The organism is Isoptericola sp. NPDC057191 (assembly GCF_042670225.1).
In the GTDB taxonomy this organism is placed as follows: Bacteria; Actinomycetota; Actinomycetes; order Actinomycetales; family Cellulomonadaceae; genus Isoptericola.
This window is the reverse complement of sequence record NZ_JBHUWC010000058.1, coordinates 1-20774: the sequence shown is the minus strand read 5'-3', so window position 1 is coordinate 20774 and position 20774 is coordinate 1. Positions and strand designations below refer to the sequence as shown.

Annotated in this window: 19 protein-coding genes, 1 tRNA gene and 1 riboswitch; of the genes, 7 read left to right on the top strand and 13 right to left on the bottom strand. The window is 71.9% G+C overall.

What is annotated here, in order from left to right:
* Window positions 1-118: 118 nt before the first annotated feature.
* Window positions 119-1000, bottom strand: coding sequence for a manganese catalase family protein (locus ACFT55_RS09810; RefSeq protein WP_380243634.1), 882 nt, complete (start codon window positions 998-1000; stop codon window positions 119-121).
* Between the two features lie 170 nt (window positions 1001-1170).
* On the opposite strand from ACFT55_RS09810, the gene ACFT55_RS09805 reads away from it, so the two are divergent.
* The 5 genes from ACFT55_RS09805 (at window position 1171) to ACFT55_RS09785 (ending at window position 7046) form a co-directional block, all read left to right on the top strand.
* Window positions 1171-1911, top strand: a complete 741-nt coding sequence (locus tag ACFT55_RS09805) for a YqjF family protein (protein ID WP_380243633.1) — start codon at window positions 1171-1173, stop codon at window positions 1909-1911.
* Window positions 1912-2019: 108 nt separating this feature from the next.
* Window positions 2020-2655 carry a hypothetical protein gene (locus tag ACFT55_RS09800; RefSeq protein WP_380243632.1) on the top strand — a complete coding sequence of 212 codons (636 nt, stop codon included), beginning with the start codon at window positions 2020-2022 and terminating at the stop codon, window positions 2653-2655.
* A gap of 77 nt (window positions 2656-2732) precedes the next feature.
* On the top strand, window positions 2733-4181 hold the full coding sequence (locus ACFT55_RS09795) for a DNA polymerase IV (RefSeq protein WP_380243631.1): 1449 nt from the start codon (window positions 2733-2735) through the stop codon (window positions 4179-4181).
* A 403-nt stretch (window positions 4182-4584) separates the two neighbouring features.
* A complete protein-coding gene (locus ACFT55_RS09790) occupies window positions 4585-5706 on the top strand; it encodes a HesA/MoeB/ThiF family protein (protein WP_380243630.1) in 1122 nt (373 codons plus the stop codon).
* Between the two features lie 71 nt (window positions 5707-5777).
* Entirely contained in the window at window positions 5778-7046 is a 1269-nt protein-coding gene (locus tag ACFT55_RS09785) for an MFS transporter (RefSeq protein ID WP_380243629.1), read from the top strand.
* Window positions 7047-7281: 235 nt separating this feature from the next.
* On the opposite strand, the gene ACFT55_RS09780 is transcribed toward ACFT55_RS09785, so the two are convergent.
* Both ACFT55_RS09780 and ACFT55_RS09775 read right to left on the bottom strand, forming a co-directional pair.
* Window positions 7282-8616, bottom strand: a complete 1335-nt coding sequence (locus ACFT55_RS09780) for a PT domain-containing protein (protein WP_380243628.1) — start codon at window positions 8614-8616, stop codon at window positions 7282-7284.
* A 926-nt stretch (window positions 8617-9542) separates the two neighbouring features.
* Entirely contained in the window at window positions 9543-10526 is a 984-nt protein-coding gene (locus tag ACFT55_RS09775) for a S1 family peptidase (RefSeq protein WP_380243627.1), read from the bottom strand.
* Between the two features lie 241 nt (window positions 10527-10767).
* Here ACFT55_RS09775 and ACFT55_RS09770 point away from each other — a divergent pair, with 241 nt between their 5' ends.
* Window positions 10768-10995 (top strand): hypothetical protein, encoded by a 228-nt coding sequence (locus ACFT55_RS09770; protein ID WP_380243626.1) that lies wholly within the window; start codon window positions 10768-10770, stop codon window positions 10993-10995.
* A 48-nt stretch (window positions 10996-11043) separates the two neighbouring features.
* Here the strand turns inward: ACFT55_RS09770 and ACFT55_RS09765 are convergent.
* The 10 genes from ACFT55_RS09765 to ACFT55_RS09720 form a co-directional block, all read right to left on the bottom strand.
* Window positions 11044-11117, bottom strand: a tRNA-Pro gene (locus ACFT55_RS09765).
* 52 nt (window positions 11118-11169) lie between these two features.
* Window positions 11170-11697, bottom strand: a complete 528-nt coding sequence (gene ribH / locus ACFT55_RS09760) for a 6,7-dimethyl-8-ribityllumazine synthase (RefSeq protein WP_380243625.1) — start codon at window positions 11695-11697, stop codon at window positions 11170-11172.
* On the bottom strand, window positions 11694-13010 hold the full coding sequence (locus ACFT55_RS09755; protein WP_380243624.1) for a bifunctional 3,4-dihydroxy-2-butanone-4-phosphate synthase/GTP cyclohydrolase II: 1317 nt from the start codon (window positions 13008-13010) through the stop codon (window positions 11694-11696). The genes ribH and ACFT55_RS09755 overlap by 4 nt, the downstream gene beginning before the upstream one ends.
* On the bottom strand, window positions 13007-13636 hold the full coding sequence (locus ACFT55_RS09750) for a riboflavin synthase (protein WP_380243623.1): 630 nt from the start codon (window positions 13634-13636) through the stop codon (window positions 13007-13009). Before ACFT55_RS09750 ends, ACFT55_RS09755 begins: the two co-directional genes overlap by 4 nt.
* 3 nt (window positions 13637-13639) lie before the next feature.
* Window positions 13640-14758, bottom strand: coding sequence for a bifunctional diaminohydroxyphosphoribosylaminopyrimidine deaminase/5-amino-6-(5-phosphoribosylamino)uracil reductase RibD (gene ribD, locus ACFT55_RS09745; RefSeq protein ID WP_380243622.1), 1119 nt, complete (start codon window positions 14756-14758; stop codon window positions 13640-13642).
* Between the two features lie 142 nt (window positions 14759-14900).
* Window positions 14901-15030: riboswitch (FMN riboswitch) on the bottom strand.
* Between the two features lie 86 nt (window positions 15031-15116).
* Window positions 15117-16160 (bottom strand): hypothetical protein, encoded by a 1044-nt coding sequence (locus ACFT55_RS09740; protein WP_380243621.1) that lies wholly within the window; start codon window positions 16158-16160, stop codon window positions 15117-15119.
* 29 nt (window positions 16161-16189) lie between these two features.
* Window positions 16190-17764, bottom strand: coding sequence for a ribosome biogenesis GTPase Der (gene der / locus ACFT55_RS09735; protein WP_380243620.1), 1575 nt, complete (start codon window positions 17762-17764; stop codon window positions 16190-16192).
* Window positions 17765-17856: 92 nt separating this feature from the next.
* Window positions 17857-18561, bottom strand: a complete 705-nt coding sequence (gene cmk / locus ACFT55_RS09730) for a (d)CMP kinase (RefSeq protein ID WP_380243619.1) — start codon at window positions 18559-18561, stop codon at window positions 17857-17859.
* Window positions 18562-18623: 62 nt separating this feature from the next.
* Entirely contained in the window at window positions 18624-19493 is an 870-nt protein-coding gene (locus tag ACFT55_RS09725; RefSeq protein ID WP_380243618.1) for a pseudouridine synthase, read from the bottom strand.
* A 48-nt stretch (window positions 19494-19541) separates the two neighbouring features.
* The gene (locus tag ACFT55_RS09720; protein WP_380243617.1) at window positions 19542-20168 is read right to left on the bottom strand and encodes a TetR/AcrR family transcriptional regulator; all 627 of its coding nucleotides are present in this window, start codon (window positions 20166-20168) and stop codon (window positions 19542-19544) included.
* A 137-nt stretch (window positions 20169-20305) separates the two neighbouring features.
* Here ACFT55_RS09720 and ACFT55_RS09715 point away from each other — a divergent pair, with 137 nt between their 5' ends.
* Entirely contained in the window at window positions 20306-20728 is a 423-nt protein-coding gene (locus ACFT55_RS09715) for an organic hydroperoxide resistance protein (protein ID WP_380243616.1), read from the top strand.
* Window positions 20729-20774 lie beyond the last annotated feature (46 nt).

Here is a 20774-nt window from a genome sequence, read left to right as displayed (position 1 = left end):
GCCTGGAGAGAGGCGGCCCCGCACCGCTCGGGGCGTGCCGGGCCGGGTGAACCGGGACCGCACGCCCCGAGCAGCCGCGCTCAGGTGCTGCGCGTCGTCGGTGGGGCCGCCGCGGCCCTCACTTCTTGTGCATGGCGTCCTTGACGGTGCCGGCAGCCTTCTTCAGACCTTTGGGCCCCGGGACGGTGCCGTGAAGACGCTCGTCCGGCTTCGTGGGCGGCGGCATCGGCACACCTGCGGGCGGCTCCGCGACGTACTCGAACTCGCCCTTGCCGTCGGGCGTCGGCCCGCTGGCCCAACGGCCCTCGGACGCCTTCTCCCCGTCGGAGAAGTTGATGTACTGGTACGCCACGTCCCGGTCCTCCTTGCCGAGCGGGAACGTGCTCGGCACCGGCAGGCCCTCGACACCCTCGTCCCGCAGCTCCTGTGCCGCGGCGATCCACTGGTTCTGGTGCATGGTGTCCCGGGCGAGCAGGAAGGACAGCAGGTCACGCACACCGGGGTCGTCGGTCATGTGGTACAGCCGCGCCACCTGCAGCCTGCCCTGCATCTCGGCGTTGGCGTTGGCCGTGAAGTCGGCGAGCAGGTTGCCGCTGGCGGTCACGTAGCCCGCGGACCACGGGTTGCCGTTGGAGTCCACGGGCCGGGCGCCCGCCCCTGCGACGATCGCGTGCTGCGGGTCGGTGCCTCCGACGATCGCCGCGACGGTCGGGTCGTCCTGCACCGCTCCCTCGACGACGCCCAGAGGCGCCTTCTCGAGCAGCTGCGCGATCATCGTCGCGAGCATCTCGACGTGCCCGAACTCCTCGGCGCCGATCCCGTAGAGAAGGTCACGGTACTTGCCGGGCAGGTGTGCGTTCCAGGACTGGAACCCGTACTGCATGGCCACGGTGATCTCGCCGTACTGGCCGCCGAGCACCTCCTGCAGCTTGCGGGCATAGACAGCATCCGGCTTGTCAGGCTTGGCCTGGTGCTGCAGTTCTTGACGGTGGAAGAACATCGTTGCTCCCGTCCGAGGGCGCGACCGCGCACCCTCGTGCGATGGGGTGCACGCCGCTGCTCGACGCGAGCGCCTCCAGCGTCTCCCCGCCGTCGCACGCTCGCACCGCGGGGGCCGGGCCGGCCGGGCGAACGACCACGAGGACTGTCACGCTGCACCTGGAGGCACCGATGCCGTCTCACGCAGCACCGCACGCCGTCCGGCTGGTGGCCAGCCGGCAACGCTGGCACGCGGTCACCTTCCTGCACTGGGCATGCCCGCCCGCCGTCGTCCAGGCCCTGCTGCCGAGCGGTCTCGAGGTCGACGTCGTGGACGGCGACGCGTGGGTGGCGGTCACCCCGCTGCTCATGCGTGACGTGCGAGCGTCCGTCCTGCCCGCCGTCCCGGGCTGGTCGGAGTTCGCCGAGGTGAACGTGCGCACCTACGTCCGTCACCCTGCCAGCGGCACCGACGGGATCTGGTTCCTGCGGCTGCTGTGCCCCCGCACCGCGATGGTCGGCGCGATGCGGGCGCTCGGACTGGCCTACCGCGTCTACCCCGTCACGGCGCGGCGGACCGGCTCCTCGGTCGTCTACCGCGGCGACCAGGCGCCGTACGGGCGGATCGACCTGACCGTACGACCCGGCGAGCGCATCGCGGCACCCAGCCCGTGGCTGACCGCCGTCACCGGGAGGTGGAACGCGTACACGGTGCGGTGCGGCCGCCTCTGGCGCGTGCCCGTGGCGCACCCGCCGTGGCCGCTGCACCGCGCCCAGGTCACCGGCGCCGACCGGCTCGGCGCACTCCTCACCGCTGCCGGCCTCCCCGCGCCGACCATCCGGCCTGTCGCGACCTGGTCGCCGGGGGTCGACACGCGGGTCGGGGTGCCCCGCCCCCTGCCCGGTCGACGAGGCGCTGCGCGCCCGGGCTGACCACTGTCGCGCCCCGTGACCGTCCCGTCCTCCTCCGCCATCGAGGTCAAGGACCTCGTCCGCCTGACCGGGGATCCGCGCACGACCCGCCGCTGGTAAGACTGTCGGATGGACCATGCGCGGTTGCGCTTCGACGGGTGGATCGCCGGCCTGGGGACGGCGAGCGGGACGCGGCTGGTGCTCGGGCACTGGCCCACGTCCCCGTACGGGTCGGTCAGCGACGTCATGGTCGAGCGTGCCGACGGCCGCCGGACGCTGCTCGCCCCGTCCGGCGAGCTCGGCCGCTTCATCGCCGACACGTACTCCTTCCACGACGTGCAGGTCGTGCCCGTCACGGTCAGGCGGTCAGGGCCGACGTGGGACGTCGCGGCCGGCCCGCTCGCGCTGCGGTTCGTCGTCGGCGGTCGACACCCGCTGGGGCGGCTCCTTCATGCGGTGCCGCCCTCGCTGTCGCGCCGGGTGGCGTGGGTCCGGCTCGTCGACGCTCCCGCCCGGCTCCTCAGGGGCGTGCGCACGTACGGCAGCGCGGGCAACGGGCGCCGCGAGTGGTACGCCGCGCAGGACATGCACGAGATCACCGCTGCGACCGCGTCACTGGACGGGGACGACCTCGGGGGCCTGACCCCCGTCGACCCGCCGGTGCGGTTCGGCTTCGGCTCCACACCCCGCTCCCCCGCGCTGGTGCGGGTGTCGACCACCGTGCAGCTGCCGAGCGACTGGTCCGCGCCGAGGCACCGGGCCTAGCCCGCGGCCCGGGGACGTGGCCGGACTCACGACCTCCGTAGGCACGCCGTGTCAGCCGCCTCCGGCACAGTAGGGAGGTGATCCCCGACCGCGCGCTGCACGCTCCGGTGCTGCGCGCTCGCCCGACGATCGCGCACCTGGACGCTGACGCCTTCTTCGCGGCCGTCGAGCAGCACCAGCGGCCGTCGTTGCGCGGGCGCCCCGTGCTGGTCGGCGGCGTCGGCCCGCGCAGCGTCGTGGCGACGGCGTCCTACGAGGCCCGGCAGTACGGTGCGCGCTCCGCGATGCCGATGGAGCAGGCACGACGCCTGTGCCCGTCCTCGACGATCGTGGTCGTGCCACGGTTCGCCGCGTACTCGGCCTATTCGGACCGGATCATGACCGCGCTGCGCGAGGTCACCGACCTCGTCGAGCCCGTGAGCATCGACGAGGCCTTCGCCGACCTCGGCGCCGCCACCCGGCCGCAGACCGACCTCCACGAGCTCGCGCGCACGATCCGCGAGCGCGCCCGCGAGCTCAGCGGGCTGCCCGTCTCGATCGGTCTCGGCCGCTCCAAGCTCGTCGCCAAGCTCGCCTCGGAGGCGGCCAAGCCCGGCGGGGTGCGGGTCGTCGACGCCGACGAGGAGGACGCGTTCCTGCTCGACCTGCCCGTCCGAGCGCTGTGGGGCGTGGGCCCGGTCTCCGCCGCACGCCTGGACGGTCTCGGCGTGCGCACGGTCGCCGACCTGCGCCGCCAGCCGCTCGACACGCTGCTCATGGTCGCCGGCGAGGCCGGCGGGACCAACCTCTACCGGATCGCGCGCGGCTGGGACGACCGGCCGGTCACGACGGTGCGTGAGCGCAAGTCGGCCGGCGCCGAGCACACCTTCGACACCGACCTGCACGGCCGCGCCGCGATCGCCGCGGCCCTCGACCCCGTGGTCGACGCAGCGCTCGCGCGCCTCGAACGACACGCCGCCGCAGCGCGCACCGTCGTCGTCAAGGTGCGCCTCGCGTCCTTCACGACGCTGACCCGCTCGGTCACCCTGTCACGCCCCACGACCGACGAGTCCGCACTGCGCGACGCGGCGCACCGGGCGCTGCGGCTGGCCGAGGTCACCGAGCCCGTCCGCCTCCTCGGCGTCGCGTTCCACGGCCTGTCCGAGCACGCACAGCTCATGTTGCCGCTCGGCCCGGGACTGCCGGACCTTCCGGATGCGGCGGTGACCCAGGAGCAGGCCGGCGTCCCGCACGACGTCGACGCCGTCCCCGCAGCACCGCCAGTGACGGGTCCGATCCGTGCGACGGCCGCCACCGTGGCACCCGGCCTCGACGTCGAGACCGCCGCCGACGGACGTGGCTGGGTCGTGCGCGTCGGCGACGACGGGCGAGTCGCAGCGCGCTTCGAGACTGCCCGGACCGGACCGGGCTATCAGCGCTGGATCGACCCGAACTCCGAACACCTCACGCTCGTTGAGCCGCTCGGTCCTGACGGCGAGCCGATTCACAGGATGCACGACGAGGAGTCCGAGGGGCGCGGAGACTGAGCCTCTGCACTCGGACCGACCCGCCTCGCTCATGCTGGGAACTGACCGCGCCACCGCACCTCGTTCAGAATCAGTTGGCAATTCCACAATCAGCACTCGAGCGCATTCTCTGCACATAGCAACACATCGCAAGAACGCCATTCCCACCGGCCCGACATTGAGGTCGACGAACTAGTTGACGCACCAGTTGCCGGGCGCTACTGTCGCGCCATGCCCGCAACGGCGCGGGCCCTCAATGGCGAGATGGAGGTGAAAGAGATGACTTTCTCTATCGAGACCCCGGTCGGGTACGACGTCAAGGTGTGGGGCGTGTTCTGAGCCTGAACCGCCATCGGACACTGGTTGCTTCCGCAGTCGCGAGACGCGGCTGCGGAAGCAGCTTCAGCAGCACGCGGAGACAAAGATGAACAGGCCCGAGATCACTCGCTCGTACCCGGTGTACTGGATCGACGAATCCACTGTTCGCATCGGTGCGCAGCAGGAAGTCACCAAGCAGCTGACAGACCCGGCCGGGGAGCTGCGCGTCCTCCTTCCCCTCCTCGACGGGACGCGCACGCTCGAAGACGTCGTCCGCGACGCGCGGACGGCCTTGCCCTACCTCACGGCCGAGCAGATTCGCGAAGGGGTCAGCCTTCTTGACTCGAACGGAATCCTCGAGGATGCCGCCGCGTACGACCGCCTCCCGAAGCGCCTGCATGCCAACCAGACCTTCTTCGCTGCGGCGTCGCCGAACTCTGCGTCGCCGGGCAACTTTGCGCAGGAGAAGCTGCGCGAATCCCACGTCGTCCTCTTCGGGCTCGGTGGAGGCGGTAGCGCGTGTCTGCCCCAGCTGCTCGCCCTCGGTCTCAAGAAGCTCACTATCGTCGATGCAGATGTGGTGGGCATGGAGAACCTTAATCGCCAGACCCTCTACCGGACGTCGGACATCAGCCGAAAGAAGGTCGCTGTTGCCGCCGAGTACTGCAAGAGCTTCGCTCCCGACACCGTCGTGGAGGGCCATGACACGTGGGTCGACGATGTCGATTGGGCCGTTGAAGCGTCAGGAGGAGCGTCATGCCTCCTGTGCACCATCGACGAGCCTCCATTCACCGCCCAGCGACGGGTCAATGCGGTTGCGGTTCGCCTGGGCGTTCCTGCCGTGACGCTCTTGAGTCAGCACACGCGAGGCAGGATGTTCTCAGTCGTCCCCGGTGCATCGGGGTGCATGGACTGCTTGCACATCTACGACGAGATCAACAGCAACGATTTTCTGCCGCAGTTCAGAGCGCTGATGAATCCGTCGCGCCACGCCGCCACCGGTGTGATCTCGCCGCACGCGCAGCGTCTTACGTCCTACGGAGTTGATGAGGTCGTGCGGCTGATCACTGGCTACGCAGAACCTTTCGCCGTGGCGCGGCAGATGGAGGTCGACTACCTGAGCGGGCAGATCGGCACCGTCATGGAGTGGGATGTCGAACCTGGATGCCCGACCTGCGGCAGCGCCGATCCGCAGTATGACTATATCTTCGACGTGGCGCCCCTGTGATGAGAGATGCGGAGGACGCTCTGAACGTGCCGGCGAATGAATCCGCCGCGACGGGGTCAGCACCACCCCGCATGGCGGGTGCAGAGGAAGGGCCTCAGGACCAGGGCGCTGGTCGGCGGCTTTGGCGCGGTCGCGACTACCGTGCATGGTTCATCGGCGACACATTTTCCCAAGCAGGCCTGTTCATCGGCATCTTCGCTTTCAGCCTCCTGGCGTTCCATGTCACGGGAGACACTGCGACCGCCGGCCTTGTCGGTGCCGTGTCGGCCTTGTCGCAAGGCCTGTCGACACTCCCGGGCGGGTACCTGGCGGACCGTGTCGACCGTCGCCGCCTTCTGATTCTTGCGGGCCTGTCCGCAAGCATCGTCTATGGCGCCTTGGCCGTGCTGGCGTTCATGGATCTGCTGTCGACCGTTTCGCTGCTGGTCTTTGCCGCGGTCGGCGGGCTCGTCGGCGGGATCTTTGCGACCATCACCGACGTGGTTCTTCCTCAGATCGTGACGAAGGATCTGCTTCCGAGCGCTTCCGCAGCCAACCAGTCGCGCGACGCGGCGATCCAGCTCGGCGCCTCCCCGCTGTCTGGGCTTCTCTTTGGGCTGGCTCCCGCCCTGCCGTTCTTCGTGACGTCGATCCTGCGACTCGGGCAGGCCGGCGCGGGCGCTGCGCTGCGTGCGGACCTCCGCCCGCAGCCTGGAGAAGGCTCCAGCCCCGACGATGTCGCGCTGTCCGCCGGGCTCAGGTGGCTGGTGCGCTGGGCACAGCCCCGCACCTTGATCCTGCTGGTCCTCGGGGTCAACTTCGCTCTCGGTGCCACCGGGATGGCGATCCTGCTGAACCAGCAGCAGATCGGCACGCCGCCTTGGCAGATCGGCCTCATCCAGACGGTCCAGGGGGTGGGAGTCCTCCTGGGCGGGCTCGCACTGGGTGCGCTGACACGCACGTTGACTGGTGGGCGCATCATCCGGCTGTCGCTGATCATCATCGGCATCGCCTTCCTGGCCGTGTCGCTGACTCAGAACGTGTGGGCGACTGCTGCGCTGGCGCTGTTGGCATCCTTGCCGCTGATACCGCTCAACGCGATGCAGGGATCGTTCGTCGCTCTGCTGATCCCCGACAGGATTCGCGGGCGCGTGCTTTCCATCGAAGGGCTCGCAACTTCCGTCGCGGGAGCGATCGGTCCGGCAGTCGCCGGACTCTTGCTCAAGCACGGCGGCTACGTGGTGGCGATCCTCGTGCCCGTCGGCGTGTTCGTCGTCCTGCTCCTGGTCTCTCTGGTGTCTCGCGCGGTCAGCTCAGTTCCGATGCAAGGCGAGTTCGACCGCATCCAACCTCTCGAGTGATCGGCCGGCCGACATCGTCGAACCCGACGGCGCGCTCGGCCCCCGGGTCGCGAACGTTCCGCGGAGCGATCCACCGGAACGACAAGAGGCTCGGACCGTCTTGCGGTCCGAGCCTCTCGTCGTGTGCTGGTCGGGCTGACAGGACTTGAACCTGCGACCCCCTGACCCCCAGGTATACCGAGCGCGAGTCGCGACGATGCCGAACGCAACGGAGTGTGGCGCGCCCGACCTGCACTCACGCACACCGGAGGAGGGTCACGAAACCTCGTGGAAGGCCGCGGTCAGGGATGCGTGGCTGTCCAGTTGGCTGTCCAGTTGGCTGTCCAGTTGGCTGTCCAGTTGGCTGTCCAGTCGGCGGGACCGTGTAGCTCTTGCCGCGCGCGACGAACTTGTCGATCTCCTTGACGACCTTGCCTCGTACGGCAGGGCTGCCGACCTCGTCGAGGCCGTCCAGCACCACGAGGCTGGGCACCCGGCCGAAGATGGCCTGGACGTCGTCCGCGGTGACCGCTGAGCCTCCGCTCTCATGGGTCAGCACGTCGGCGAGGAAGCACTCGACCGTCGCACGGTCCCCGCGCCTCGCCGTTCCGCGCGAAGGCTCGCGGTCATCGTCTTCGTCGTCCAGGACGTCGGCGCCGGCGAGCCACAGGGCGTAGTCGCTCAGGTCGACGCGGACGGGGAAGCGCGGGTCTGCCAGGCGCGGCAGGGCGGAGGGACGTTCTGCCTCGGGCAAGAACGAAGCCCGGTGCGCCTGGCACACATACTGGCTCAGCGTCGACTTGCCCTGGCCCGGCGCACCGCGGACGAGGGTGAACGGTGCGGATGAGCGCATGAGGTAGGCGGCGGCGCCCCCGATCGCCGTCAGCGCCTGACCGACCTTGGGGGCCGCGGTGTGCACGCGCTCGGCGGTGACGTCGACGAACAGGTCGACAACCCTCTGCCGGTCGACGTCGGACTGGGAGAACTTCACCGTGCTGTCGTCCTCCCACTGGGAGGCCGCGACCTTGCGGACCAGGTCGCGCAGACCTCTGTCCTTGGCGACACCCGCCTGCTCGTCGATGAGGTACCGGATCAGGTCCCAGCCCGCCAGCATCTCGGCGTAGGCCCACTTCGTCTCGGTCGGTGCGTTGTCGACCATCGCGTCCAGCGAGTCGCGCCAGATGCAGCTCATCTGCTCGAAGCCGAAGGCTTCAGCATGCTCTTCCAACAGCTTGTCGAGCCTGTCGTACGTGCCGACGTCGGGCTTCGCCGTGCTGGGCACGTTGGTGACCAGGGTGTAGCGCCGGACACCTTGTTCAGCGAGCCGTCGCAGGCTCGTCCCCTCGGACCTGACGACAGCGTCGAGCCACGAGACCGGATCCTTCTCCTTGCCGTTGACCGACCACTTGACCTGGTACACCAGCACCTTGCCAGCCTCGTTTTTGCGGATGCCGTCCCGGCCCCCGTCGGCCTGGCGCAGCGCCATCGGGACGTAGTCGGGAAACTGACCGACCATGAGCGCGTTGACGAGCTGCTGGAATTCATGGTCGCCGAGGCGCTCATACAAGTACTTGTGCCGGCTCTCAGGCACGGTGCCCCCTCGCTAGATCGCATCGTCCCGCCGGACGTCGGGATCGCTGGTGCTGGGGCCATTCAACTCGTGCCGACCGACAACGAGCACCCGAATGTGCCACGGCGGCGATCAGCGGCGTAGGGGGCGCCAAGCGCAATGCTGACGAACCGGGGGCAGGCCCCAGGCGTCGCTCAGTGCCCGCCGCGTCCGTTTCGTCCTGCTCGATGATGGTCTTGTCGCCCGACCCGGTCTGAGTGAGGCCCGTGTCCGCCGCGGCGACGACGGCCTTCGCGAGCTCATGACCTATGGGTCGAGACTCAGGCCACTGAGTCGGCCATGCCGTGTCGAACACAGCGATGTCGAGCAGGCTGTTCATTGAGGTGACTGTGGCACACGGCATCGGCGTGACGTGCCCGCTCCCCGCTGGTGTCGCGCGCACCGACCGGGGGTTCTTCGCGAGCTGTCAGCCACCTGCTTGCTTTGTCCAGATAGCAGCTAAGGGAGGACCCGGCGTCACGACGCCCGGTCCTCCCCCTTGCTGCCGCGGAACGCTCTAGCTGCCTGCGACCACCAACCAGAACGGCGCTGTGTCACATCCGTTGCTGTCAGCCTCGGTGATCTTCGGCCAAGCGTCAGCCGCCCCGCCTCCAAGCGCCACTACGTCACCGTCCGCTGGGATCTTGTACCCGTCGGGGAAGATCGGCGTGTAGACCGTTCCGTTGTCGGATTGCTCCACAACGAGGCACCCGTCGCTTATCCGGACCGTACCGTTGAGCAACGCCGCGTCACCCCCAGGTTCCGAGGGCTTGTAACGGGCATAGGCGGCGGCGGACCCGGCCCCAGAGCCGGGCGACTCGGACCCGCACGCCGCGACGGTCACCCCGGCCGCGACCAACACCAGGGCCGTCGCAAGACTTCGTCCCCTCATCGTTCCTGCCTCTCACTCAGTAGTAGAGCGCGACGCCTGAGGGGAGCCTGCTGATCTTGGAGTAGATCGCAAGCCCGCCACCACTCCCCTTGTGGATGCCGACCGGGCTCCTCCCTGAGACCCATGGGCCACCGCTGTCGCCCCCCTTGGTTTCTGCGTCCGCTACCTGCACGAACACGGCCTCACACGGCGATCCGTTACAAGCGTTATCGTACGTCGGCTTGTAGGAGAGCGACGTGATCTTGCCGCATGACCAGCCCGTGGTCTTGCCCCGGTGACACACCGTGGCACCCTTCGGGACATCGACCGCCCCGCCCAATGTCGTAGCGCTCGACGCGGAGGAACCAAAGAACGAACTGGAAAGGTAGTTGCCAGTTGGCATGCGGTAGTAGCCGATGTCGGCCGTGGCGCCATGACGCTGAGTCGCCCGAACGGTGCTGACGTACGCACCAGTGCCCGCGGTATTGGTGTAGAGGTTCTGCGAGGTGCCACAGTGCGCTGCCGAGACGACTCCCTTAGTGCCCTGGTACGTGGCAGGGAACCCGGCAGTGCACGTGGCCATTCCCACGCCACCGCGGGCAGTGATCGCGTCGTCTCTCATCGTGCCGACCTGCTCGGTTACAACCTGAGGGAACCCGGTGGACTCGGCCATCGCGTCGAGGTCAACGTCGGCGCTCTCCCCTTCCGTCTCCACTACGAGCGCTCCGTCCTCGGTTCGCACGTAGACCCCCTGCACGTCCGGGGCGAACTCGCGCACAGACTCTTCGAGAGTGGCGTCGAGCGCGGGGACCTGAACAGCGATCGGAGGCTCGTCGATGGTCGTCACTTCTGTGGAAGCGCTGAGGTCCAGGCTAGAAAGCGCATTGGCGATTGACAGGTCCTGCGTCCGGACGTTCACCTCCTGCGCATCACCGATCTGCTCGATCCAGACATCGGCGTCCGCACCCAGGCTCACACCCAGATCGGCCAGCGCCGCCGTCACGGCCTCCTGGTCCGCCACGGCATCCTGGGCCTCCTGCAGGCTGACATCGTTGGTCTCGGCGTACGCGGCTGCCGCCGCGGCTGAAGCGTCGTTGGCTGCCGGGGAACTTCTCCTCCGCTGGCCGAACTGAGCGCAGCGGTGCTCAGGGCCACCGCCCCGACGAACCCGAGCACGATCCTGCGTCTTTGCATGTCGTCTCCCAAGCGACCTGCTGACCCCTCGCGAGAACCGCTTCGCCTTCAGCGGCCACGGCTGCTGGGTGCGCAGCACTGAGGAGATGTACGCCGTCCGCGACGACGAGTGGTGGGCCGAAGCCTGCGCCAACACGGTCGCCCTGGCCGAGCGCATCGAGGTCGACGGCATGGGCATCGACGGACACCTGCGCCTGCCCGAGTTCCCCATCGACGACGACTGTGCCGACCCCCAGCAGCACTTCGACCACCGCTCGCATCGTTCTTGGACACTTTTTGGACACGTGGTGCTCTGAAAACGACGAAGTCCTGGTGAGAAACCATCTCTCACCAGGACTTTTACGTCGGGCTGACAGGATTTGAACCTGCGACCCCTTGACCCCCAGTCAAGTGCGCTACCAAGCTGCGCCACAGCCCGTCGGCCCGTCAACGTGGCACCGTGGTGCCACCCCGGAGGGCCGACCGAAATACTACCCCAGGTCGGACACTGCTCCTGCATCGACGCGGGCACCGGTCAGCGGACAGTCACGGACCTCGCCGAGCACGCGCGCAGTGGCGAGGGCAGCGGCCGCGGCCTCGTACCCCTTGTCCTCGTGGGATCCGGCCAGCCCGGCGCGGTCGAGGGCCTGCTGCTCGTCGTCGCAGGTCAGGAGCCCGAAGCCGACGGGCACCGTGTGGTCGAGGGCCACGCGGTTGAGCCCGTCGGTCGCGGCGGCGCACACGTAGTCGAAGTGCGGCGTGCCGCCGCGGATCACGACGCCCAGCGCGACGACGGCGTCGTACCCGGCCGCCGCGAGCGCCTGCGCGGCCACGGGAAGCTCGAACGAGCCCGGCACGCGCACGACCCGGGGCTCGGCGACCTGGTGGTCGGCGCACGCCCGCAGGGCGCCGTCGAGGAGGCCGTCCATGACGACCTGGTGCCAGCTCGCGGCGACGACGGCCACGCGCAGGTCGGAGCAGTCCACGGGGGCGACGGCGGGGGCGCCGGCGCCGCTCATCGGGTCGCCCCGGCGGCGATCGGGGCGGGCGTGGTCGGGGTGCGGTGCATCGGAGCTCCTCCGGTCGGTGCGTCGTGCAGGGTGTCGGTGAGGTGCGGCAGGTCGTGGCCCATGCGGTCACGCTTGGTGCGCAGGTAGCCGAGGGTGCGCGGGTGGGCTGGCAGGGCGAGCGGCACGCGCTCGACGACGTCCGCTCCCCCGGCGACGAGGCCGTCGACCTTGGCGGGGTTGTTCGTGAGCAGGCGGACGCGCGGCACGCCGAGGTCGCGCAGCACGTGCGCGGCGGCGGTGTAGTCGCGGGCGTCGGCGGGCAGCCCCTGGTCGAGGTTGGCGTCGACGGTGTCCCGGCCGGCGTCCTGCAGCGCGTAGGCGGCGAGCTTGGCGGCCAGGCCGATACCTCGCCCCTCGTGCCCGCGCAGGTAGACGACGACGCCGCGCCCGGCCGCGACGACCCGCCGCAGCGACTCGTCGAGCTGGGGACCGCAGTCGCAGCGCAGGCTGCCGAACGCGTCACCGGTCAGGCACTCGGAGTGCACGCGCGTCAGGACCGGCGCCCCGGCCGGGTCCGCGAGGGCGTCCAGGGGGCCGGCCACGAGGGCCACGTGCTCGTCGCCGGTGCGGGTGTCCCGGTACGCGACGGCGGTGAGTTCGCCGTGCCGGGAGGGCAGGGTGGTGACGGCGACCCGCTCGACCAGCATCTCCGTGGCCTTCCGGTAGGCGGCGAGGTCGGCCACGCTGATCAGGGTGAGGTCGTGGGCGGCGGCGAACTCGCGCAGCGCCGGGAGCCGCATCATCGTGCCGTCGTCGTGCACGAGCTCGGCGAGCACGCCCGCCGCGCCGCGCCCGGCGAGGCGCGCGAGGTCGACGGCGGCCTCGGTGTGCCCACGCCGCTCCAGCACCCCGCCGGGCCGGGCGCGCAGCGGGAGCACGTGCCCCGGCCGGGTCAGGTCGGCGGGCGCCGACGCCGGGTCGGCGAGCAGCCGGGCGGTGCGCGCTCGGTCGGCGCCGGAGATGCCGGTCGTGCCGCCGGCGGCGGCGTCCACGGTCACCGTGTAGGCGGTCCGGAAGGCGTCCTGGTTCGTCTCGACCATGAGCGGCAGCCCGAGCCGGTCGAGGATCTCGCCCGCCAGGCCCACGCACACGAGGCCGCTGCTGTGCCGCACCAGGAAGCCCATGAGCTCCGGGGTGGCGGCGTCGGCGGCGAAGATGAGATCGCCCTCGTTCTCGCGGCTGGCGTCGTCGGCGACGACGACGGGCCGGCCGGCGGCGACGTCGGCGACGGCGCGCGCGACCCGGTCGACGGCGGCGCTCACAGCGCCGCCCCTGCCGTGGCGGCCAGGCCGTGGGCGAGGTGGCGCTCCACGTACTTGCTGAGCACGTCGACCTCCAGGTTGACCTTCTCCCCCACGGCTCGGTGGCCGAGGGTGGTGCGCGCCCGCGTCTCGGGGATGAGGCTCACGGTGAACGAGGCATCTCCGACGCTCACCACGGTGAGGCTCACGCCGTCGACCGCGACGGAGCCCTGCGCCACGACATACCGGGCCAGGTCTGCGGGCAGCGCGATCTCCACGACCTCCCACTGCGTGCCGGGCGTCCGGGCGAGCACCGTCCCGACGCCGTCCACGTGGCCCTGCACGACGTGCCCGCCGAACCGCCCGTCGGCCGCGAGCGCCCGCTCGAGGTTGACCTCGTCGCCGGGTCGCCGCTCGCCCAGGCTGGTGCGCCGGAGGGTCTCGGCCATGAGGTCGGCGGTCCAGGTGCGGCGACCGTCGCGCTCGCCGGTCGCCGCGACGGTCAGGCAGCAGCCGTCGACGGCGATCGAGTCGCCGTCCCGGGTGCCCGCCAGGACGGTGTCCGCGGCGAGGGTGATGCGGGCGCCGTCCGCGTGCTCACGCACGGAGACGACGGTGCCGAGCTCCTCCACGATGCCGGTGAACATGGTTCAGCGCTCCTTCCGCGGCCGCAGGGTGAGCCGCACGGTGGGGGTGTCGGTGGGGTCGGCGGGGTCCTGGGGCAGGACGGTCACGTCGATCAGGTCGAGGCGGGCGGCGTCGGCGATGGTGCCGATCCCGAGGTCGGCGACGGCGGAGGCGCCGACGCCCAGGAGCGCGGGCGCGACGTAGGCGACGACCTCGTCGACCAGGCCGGCGCGCCAGAACGCGGCGGCCAGCGCGGGGCCGCCCTCCAGCAGCACGCGCCGGTGCTCCTGGTACCAGAGCTGCTCCAGCACCTCGTGCGGGTCGTGGGTGCGCAGCTGGGCCACGGTCTCGCCGGCGGCCGCGGCGCGTGCGAGCCGTGACGACGCCGGCAGCTCGCGGAGCCCGACGACGACGCGCGCGGGCTGCGGGCCCGTCAGGGGTGCGTGGCGCACGCCGAGGTCCGGGTCGTCGACCAGGGCCGTGCCGGTGCCGACCATGACGGCGTCCGAGGCGGCGCGCAGGCGGTGCACGTCGTGCCGCGCTGCCCGGCCCGTGATCCAGCGCGAGGTGCCGTCGGCGGCCGCGGCACGCCCGTCCAGGGTGCTCGCGACCTTCCAGGTCACCAGGGGCCGGCCGAGCTCGAGCGCGCGGGTCCAGCTGTCGTTGAGCGCGCGTGCCTCGTCGGTCAGGACCCCGCCGACGACGTCGACGCCGGCGGCGCGCAGGCGCGCGGCGCCGCCCGAGGCGGCAGGGTTGGGGTCGTGCTGCGCGTGCACGACGCGCCGGACTCCCGCGTCCAGGAGGGCGTCGACGCACGGGCCGGTGCGCCCGTGGTGGTTGCAGGGCTCGAGGGTGACGACGGCGGTCGCACCGCGCGCGGCGGCCGGCCCGAGCCGGCCGACGGCGGCGCGCAGCGCTTCGACCTCGGCGTGCGGCGTGCCGGCGCCGTGGTGGAAGCCCTCGGCGAGGGTCGCGCCGTCCGCGTCCAGCAGCACGCAGCCCACGCGGGGGTTGGGGCCCCGAGGGGGGATCCGCGCGGCGAGCTCGAGCGCCCGCCGCATCGCGGCCCGCTCCGCCCCGGTGGCATCGGCCCCGGTCGCGCCGGCGCGCGTCGTCGGGGACTCTGCCTGCGGCTGTTCCATGTGTCCTGCCCCTGTCGTCCGGTCGCGGACCCCGGGGTGCAGGAAGGCAGGGTCGGACGTGCTCGCGACCGGCCGGTCCGCGCGACGCCACGCGGGGTGGCGTCGGCCCACGAGGGCCGGGGACGGACCGGACGGGGAGCCGTCGCGTGCGCTTCCCATCCGGACTTTGACCGTCGGTCCAGGAGTTCCACCTGGTCAACCGGTCACAGGCTGTGACCGGGTCGCGGACTTTCACCGCCGGCTCGGAATTTCACCGACCCCAGAGCACGCGAGCAAGTTCGCTCGTCACCGACGACCGTGCCACGCGGCGCCGCCTCCTGGCAAGCGCGGGTGGCGCACGTCACCCGGCGGCCACCGGTCAGCGTGTCGTCCCGCGAGCGGTGCGCAGGTCGTCGTCCCGGCCGAGCGCGACCCCGAGCGCCGCCAGCACCAGCAGGTCCACGACCAGCCCGGACACCGCCGCCCACTGCACCGCCCGGAATGCCAGGAGCTGTGTGACGAGCAGGCTCACGAGCACGCCGCGTCGCACCCACACCGCCCCGCCCCGGTGGTCGCCGGACCCGACGAGGACTCCCCGCACGACGCACGCCACCGTCGCCACCACGGCCGCGAGGATGCCCACGCCGACCCAGCCCGGGACGTCGACTCCCCCGGTCAGGACGCGGAGCCCGACGACCAGCGACGACGTCGCGGTGCCCAGCACGGCGACGACGACGACCGCCGCCGCCCACCGGTGCTCCAGCGCCTCGGCGAACCATCCGGACGCGCGCCGTACGAGGACGCGCACCAGGTCCGGTACCGCCACGTCGTCGCGCGGCACGGCCTCGACCAGGGCGGACACCTCGTCCGCGCCGGGCTCCCCGCGGCCGCGGGCGACGAGGCCTCGGGCCTCCTCGCGCTCGGCGTCGGTGAACCCGCCCGCGACCCCGGCGACGGCACGGTCGGTGGCGACGGCCAGGTACTCCGCGGGGTGGTGCGCCCGCCGCCCGTGCAGCGCCTCGACGAGGAGCACCAGGACCACGACGACCGCGTAGATGAGCGCCGCCGTCGGCGCGTAGAAGTAGTCGTTGTCGGAGGTGACGAACTTGCCGATCTCGTCGACGAACAGGCCGAAGCCGACCCCGCCGAGCATCGCCCCCAGCGAACGCAGCGCCGGCCCCACCCACGAGAGCAGCACCACCACCGCGAGCGCCATGCCGAGGCCGCCCCACAGGACGTGCGCCACGTGCAGCTCGCCGCCGCCCACCTGCGGGTAGCCCGAGACGGCGAGCAGGAACCGCGTGACCAGCACCGTGGCCACGCTCACCACGAGGAACGTGACCAGGTGCCGCACGGCGGAGGTGTCGCGCGCCGCGCCGAGGCGCAGCAGGCGACCCCTCCGGGCGAGCGGGGCAGCGCTCATCGGCGACTCACGGACGGCTCACCGGGGCGTCACCGCCGCCGCTTCTCCCGCACGCGCACGCTGATCTCGATCGGCGAGCCCTCGAAGCCGAACGTCTCGCGCAGGCGACGCTCGATGAACCGGCGGTACCCGGCCTCCAGGAAGCCCGTCGCGAAGATGACGAAGCGCGGCGGGCGCGTGGACGCCTGCGTGCCGAACAGGATGCGCGGCTGCTTGCCGCCGCGCAGGGGGTGCGGGTGCGCGGCCACGAGCTCGCCGAGGAACGCGTTGAGACGTCCGGTCGGGATCCGGGTGTCCCAGGACTGGAGCGACGTCTCGAGCGCGCGGGTGAGCCGGTCGGTGTGCCAGCCGGTACGGGCCGACACGTTGACGCGCGGCGCCCACTGCACCTGGACCAGGTCCTTCTCGATCTCACGCTCGAGGTACGGGCGGCGGTCCTCGTCCATGAGGTCCCACTTGTTGTACGCGATGACGAGGGCGCGCCCGGCGTCGACGGCCTGCGAGATGACGCGCGTGTCCTGCTCGGTCATCGGCTCGGAGGCGTCGACGAGCACCACCGCGACCTCGGCCTTCTCGATCGCCGCCTGGGTGCGCAAGGAGGCGTAGAAGTCCGCGCCGCGCGTCTGGTGCACGCGCCGGCGGATACCCGCCGTGTCGACGAACCAGTACGGCACACCCTTGATCTCGACGAGCTCGTCGACAGGGTCGCGGGTGGTGCCGGCGATCTCGTCGACGACGACACGCTCGGCGCCCGCGATCTTGTTCAGCAACGACGACTTGCCGACGTTAGGGCGACCGACGAGCGCCACGCGGCGCGGACCGGCAGGCCGCAGCTCGCCGTGCTCGGACACCTCGGGCAGCACCTTCATCGCGGCGTCCAGCAGGTCGCCGGTGCCACGCCCGTGCAGCGCGGACACGGGGTGCGGCTCCCCCAGCCCGAGGGCCCACAGGTAGGCGGCGTCCGCCTCGCCGGACGGGCCGTCGACCTTGTTGGCGCACAGCACGACGGGCTTGCCCGACCGGCGCAGCAGCTCGACGACGCGCTCGTCGGTCGACGTCGCACCGACCGTCGAGTCCACGACGAAGATCACGGCGTCGGCCAGGCCGACCGCGACCTCGGCCTGGTCGGCGACCTTCGACTCGATGCCGGCGACGTCGACCTCCCAGCCGCCGGTGTCCACCAGGACGAACTCGCGACCCGCCCACTCGCCGGGGTAGCTGACGCGGTCGCGCGTGACGCCCGGGGTGTCCTCGACGACGGCCTCGCGGCGGCCGAGGATGCGGTTGACCAGCGTCGACTTGCCGACGTTCGGGCGGCCGACGACGGCGAGCACCGGCAGCGGCGCCTCGCCCGGTCCGAGGTCGTCCTCGTCCCACTCGGCGTCCAGCAGGGCGCGGTCGGACTCGTCGAGGTCGAAGTCCTCCAGCCCGGCACGCAGGGCGCGCTCGCGCGCCTCGTCGTCCGCGTCGGACTCGAGGACCTCGGCCACGGCGTCGAGCTCAGGCTCCTCCGCGGCCTCCGCAGCGGCCGCGGGGGCGGGCGCGGTGGTGGGGTCGTCGGTGGGCTCGGCAGCGGGCACGGAGCCGTCGGCGGGAGAGGTCATGGGCACCATTCTCCCAGGCCGAGCGGCGTGTCACGAACGAGACGCCCGTCACCGTGCCCTCGGGCCACCGGGACGACCGGCGGGCGAGGCCGTCAGGCGGTGACCTGGGCCACCACGGCGAGGACCGCGTCGACCGTCTGGTCGAAGTCGAGGTCCGACGAGTCGACGGTCACGACGCCGTCCGCCGCGACCTGGAACTGGCTCACGGTCGAGTCGTCGCGGTCGCGCCGCAGCACCTGGTCGCGGGTGGCCTCGACGGCGCCGGCGTCGGCCGCGCCGTGCACCTCGAGCGACCGCCGGCGCAGGCGCGCCTCCTCGCTCGCGGTGAGCAGCACGCGGGCGTCGGCGTCCGGCGCGACGACGGTCGTGATGTCGCGGCCCTCGGCCACGATGCCCTGGCCACCGGAGAAGCCGTCGGGTGCGCTCTCCGCCTCGATCGCGTCGCGCTGGCGCCGCCGCAGCTCCGCACGGACCTCCAGGTTGGTGGCGACCTGGGACACGGCCGTGGAGACCTCGGTGGTGCGGATCGCCTCGGCGACGTCGCGACCGTCCAGGTGCACGGTGGGCGCCGCGGGGTCCACCCCCATCTCCAGCGGCATGGTGCGCACCGCCTCCGCGACCGCGGCCTGGTCGGCCAGGTCGGTGCCGCCCTCGACGCACCACAGCGTCGCGGCGCGATACATCGCCCCCGTGTCGAGGTAGGCCAGCCCGAGCCGGGCGGCCACCGCCTTCGAGACGCTGGACTTTCCGGACCCGGAGGGACCGTCGACGGCGATGACGACCACGTGTGAGCTCACCTTCTGTTGTCGCGCGGGATGCCGCGCGGTGTCTGCTGGACGGGAGGACGGGTGCGGCGACGTCACATGTCGACGTCGCGCATCAGGGTGCCGAGCTCGGTGCGACCGAGCACCCGCGTGCGCCCGACCCGCAGGTCACCCAGCGCGATCGGGCCGATCCGGGTCCGCACCAGGCGCGTGACCGGGAATCCGACGGCGTCGAGCATGCGGCGCACGATGCGGTTGCGGCCCTCGTGGAGCACGACCTCGAGCATCGTCTCGCCCGGCACGGAGTCGACGACGCGCACCTTGTCCGCGCGGGCGATCCCGTCCTCGAGCTCGACCCCGTCGGTCAGCTGCTTGCCGTGGCGCGGGTAGAACTCGCCGCCGGTCACGGTCACGAGGTAGGTCTTGCGGATCTCGTAGCGCGGGTGCGCGAGCCGGTTCGCGAGCTCGCCGTCGTTGGTGAGCAGCAGCAGGCCCTCGCTGTCGGCGTCGAGGCGACCGACGTGGAACAGGCGCTCGGGGCGGTCCCGCACGAGGTCCGCGAGCGTCGGGCGGCCGTCCGGGTCGCTCATCGTCGACACCACGCCGAGCGGCTTGTTGAGGGCGATCGTCACCTTCGAGGCGTCCAGCTGGACCCGCATCCCGTCCACGTGCACGACGGCGGTGGCAGGGTCGACGCGGACGCCGAGCTCGGTGACGAGCACCCCGTCCACCTCGACGTGCCCCTCGGCGATCAGGTCCTCGCACTTGCGGCGCGACCCGAGCCCCGCCTGCGCGAGCACCTTCTGCAGGCGGACGCCGTCCGCCACGTGGACGTCACGGTCCGGCTCGTCCGATCGGGGGGCGGGCCGCCGGGGGGCGGCCTTGCGGGGGCGCTGCGGGCGCTGTGCGGCGGGTCCCTGCGGGCGGCTGGTGCGGCGGCTCCCGCCGCGGCGTTCGGTGCTCATGGTGCCCGATTCTCTCAGGTCGGGCGGGTCCTGCCCGACGGCGCCGCGTCAGCCCCCCGTCGTGGCGGGCCGGTGCAGCGCCAGCACGGCGGCGAACGCAGCCGCGAGCCGGGGAGCGACGACGACCTCGTCGTCCACGTCGCCGCACACCATGGCACCGTCCCGCAGCATCATGAGCTCCGCGGCGACGGCCCGGGGGTCGTCCGCGCCGGCGTCGCGCGCCACGTCGGCGAAGAACTCCGCGTACCGCGCGCGGTGCCGCGCCACGGCCTGGCGCACCGGGTGCGCGGGGTCGGCGTACTCGGCCCCGGCGTTGACGAACGCGCAGCCGCGGAACTGCGGGCCGGTCGCCACGGCCCCGAGCGCCTGCGCCAGCGCGGCGAGCGTCCCGGCCGGGTCGCTCTCGTGCTCCGCCCGCAGCCGGGCGAGCAGGGCGCGCTCCTCCTCGCCGATCGCATCCAGGTAGGCGACGACGAGATCGTCCTTGCCGGGGAAGTGCCGATAGAACGTGACCTTGGACACGCCGGCCGCGGCGATGACCTTGTCGGCGCTCACGGCCCTGATCCCGTCCGCGTAGAACAGCCGGCTCCCCGCCTCGAGGATCCGCTCGCGCACCCGCCCGCGCCGCTCGGGGCGGGCTCCCGGGGCCTCGGTCCCGGCCTGCGTCGTTCTCATCGCTCCAACCTCTCATGCCGTCCGGCCGGGACGCGTCGTCGCCGGGTGCTTGCGGCAACGGGCACCGCGTGATCTAGTCGACGAACTAGTAACTCTACCAACGGGGCCGACGCCGTCGGCCCGATCAGGAGGTCCCCATGAGCGCGCTGTACACCGCGGTCGCCACCGCCACCGGAGACGGACGGGACGGGCGTTCCCGGTCCGACGACGGGCTGCTCGACGTCGACCTCGCGATCCCCAAGGAGATGGGTGGCGCCGGCGGTGCCACCAACCCGGAACAGCTCTTCGCCGCCGGGTACGCCGCGTGCTTCCACTCGGCGCTGAAGCTCGTCGCCCGGCGCGAGAAGGCGCCCATGGCGGACTCTGCCGTGGTCGCGGAGGTCTCGGTCCTGCCCACGCCGGAGGGCGGGTTCCGCCTCGCCGTCGCGCTGCACGCCGAGATGAGCGGCGTCGACCAGGCGACCGCGGACGCGCTCGTGGCCGGTGCCCACCAGGTGTGCCCCTACTCGAACGCCACGCGCGGCAACGTCGACGTGACCGTCGACGCCACCGTCGCCTGACCCGCGGGGCTCACGCCCCCAGCCCGTCCTCGGCCCGGCCCCGGAG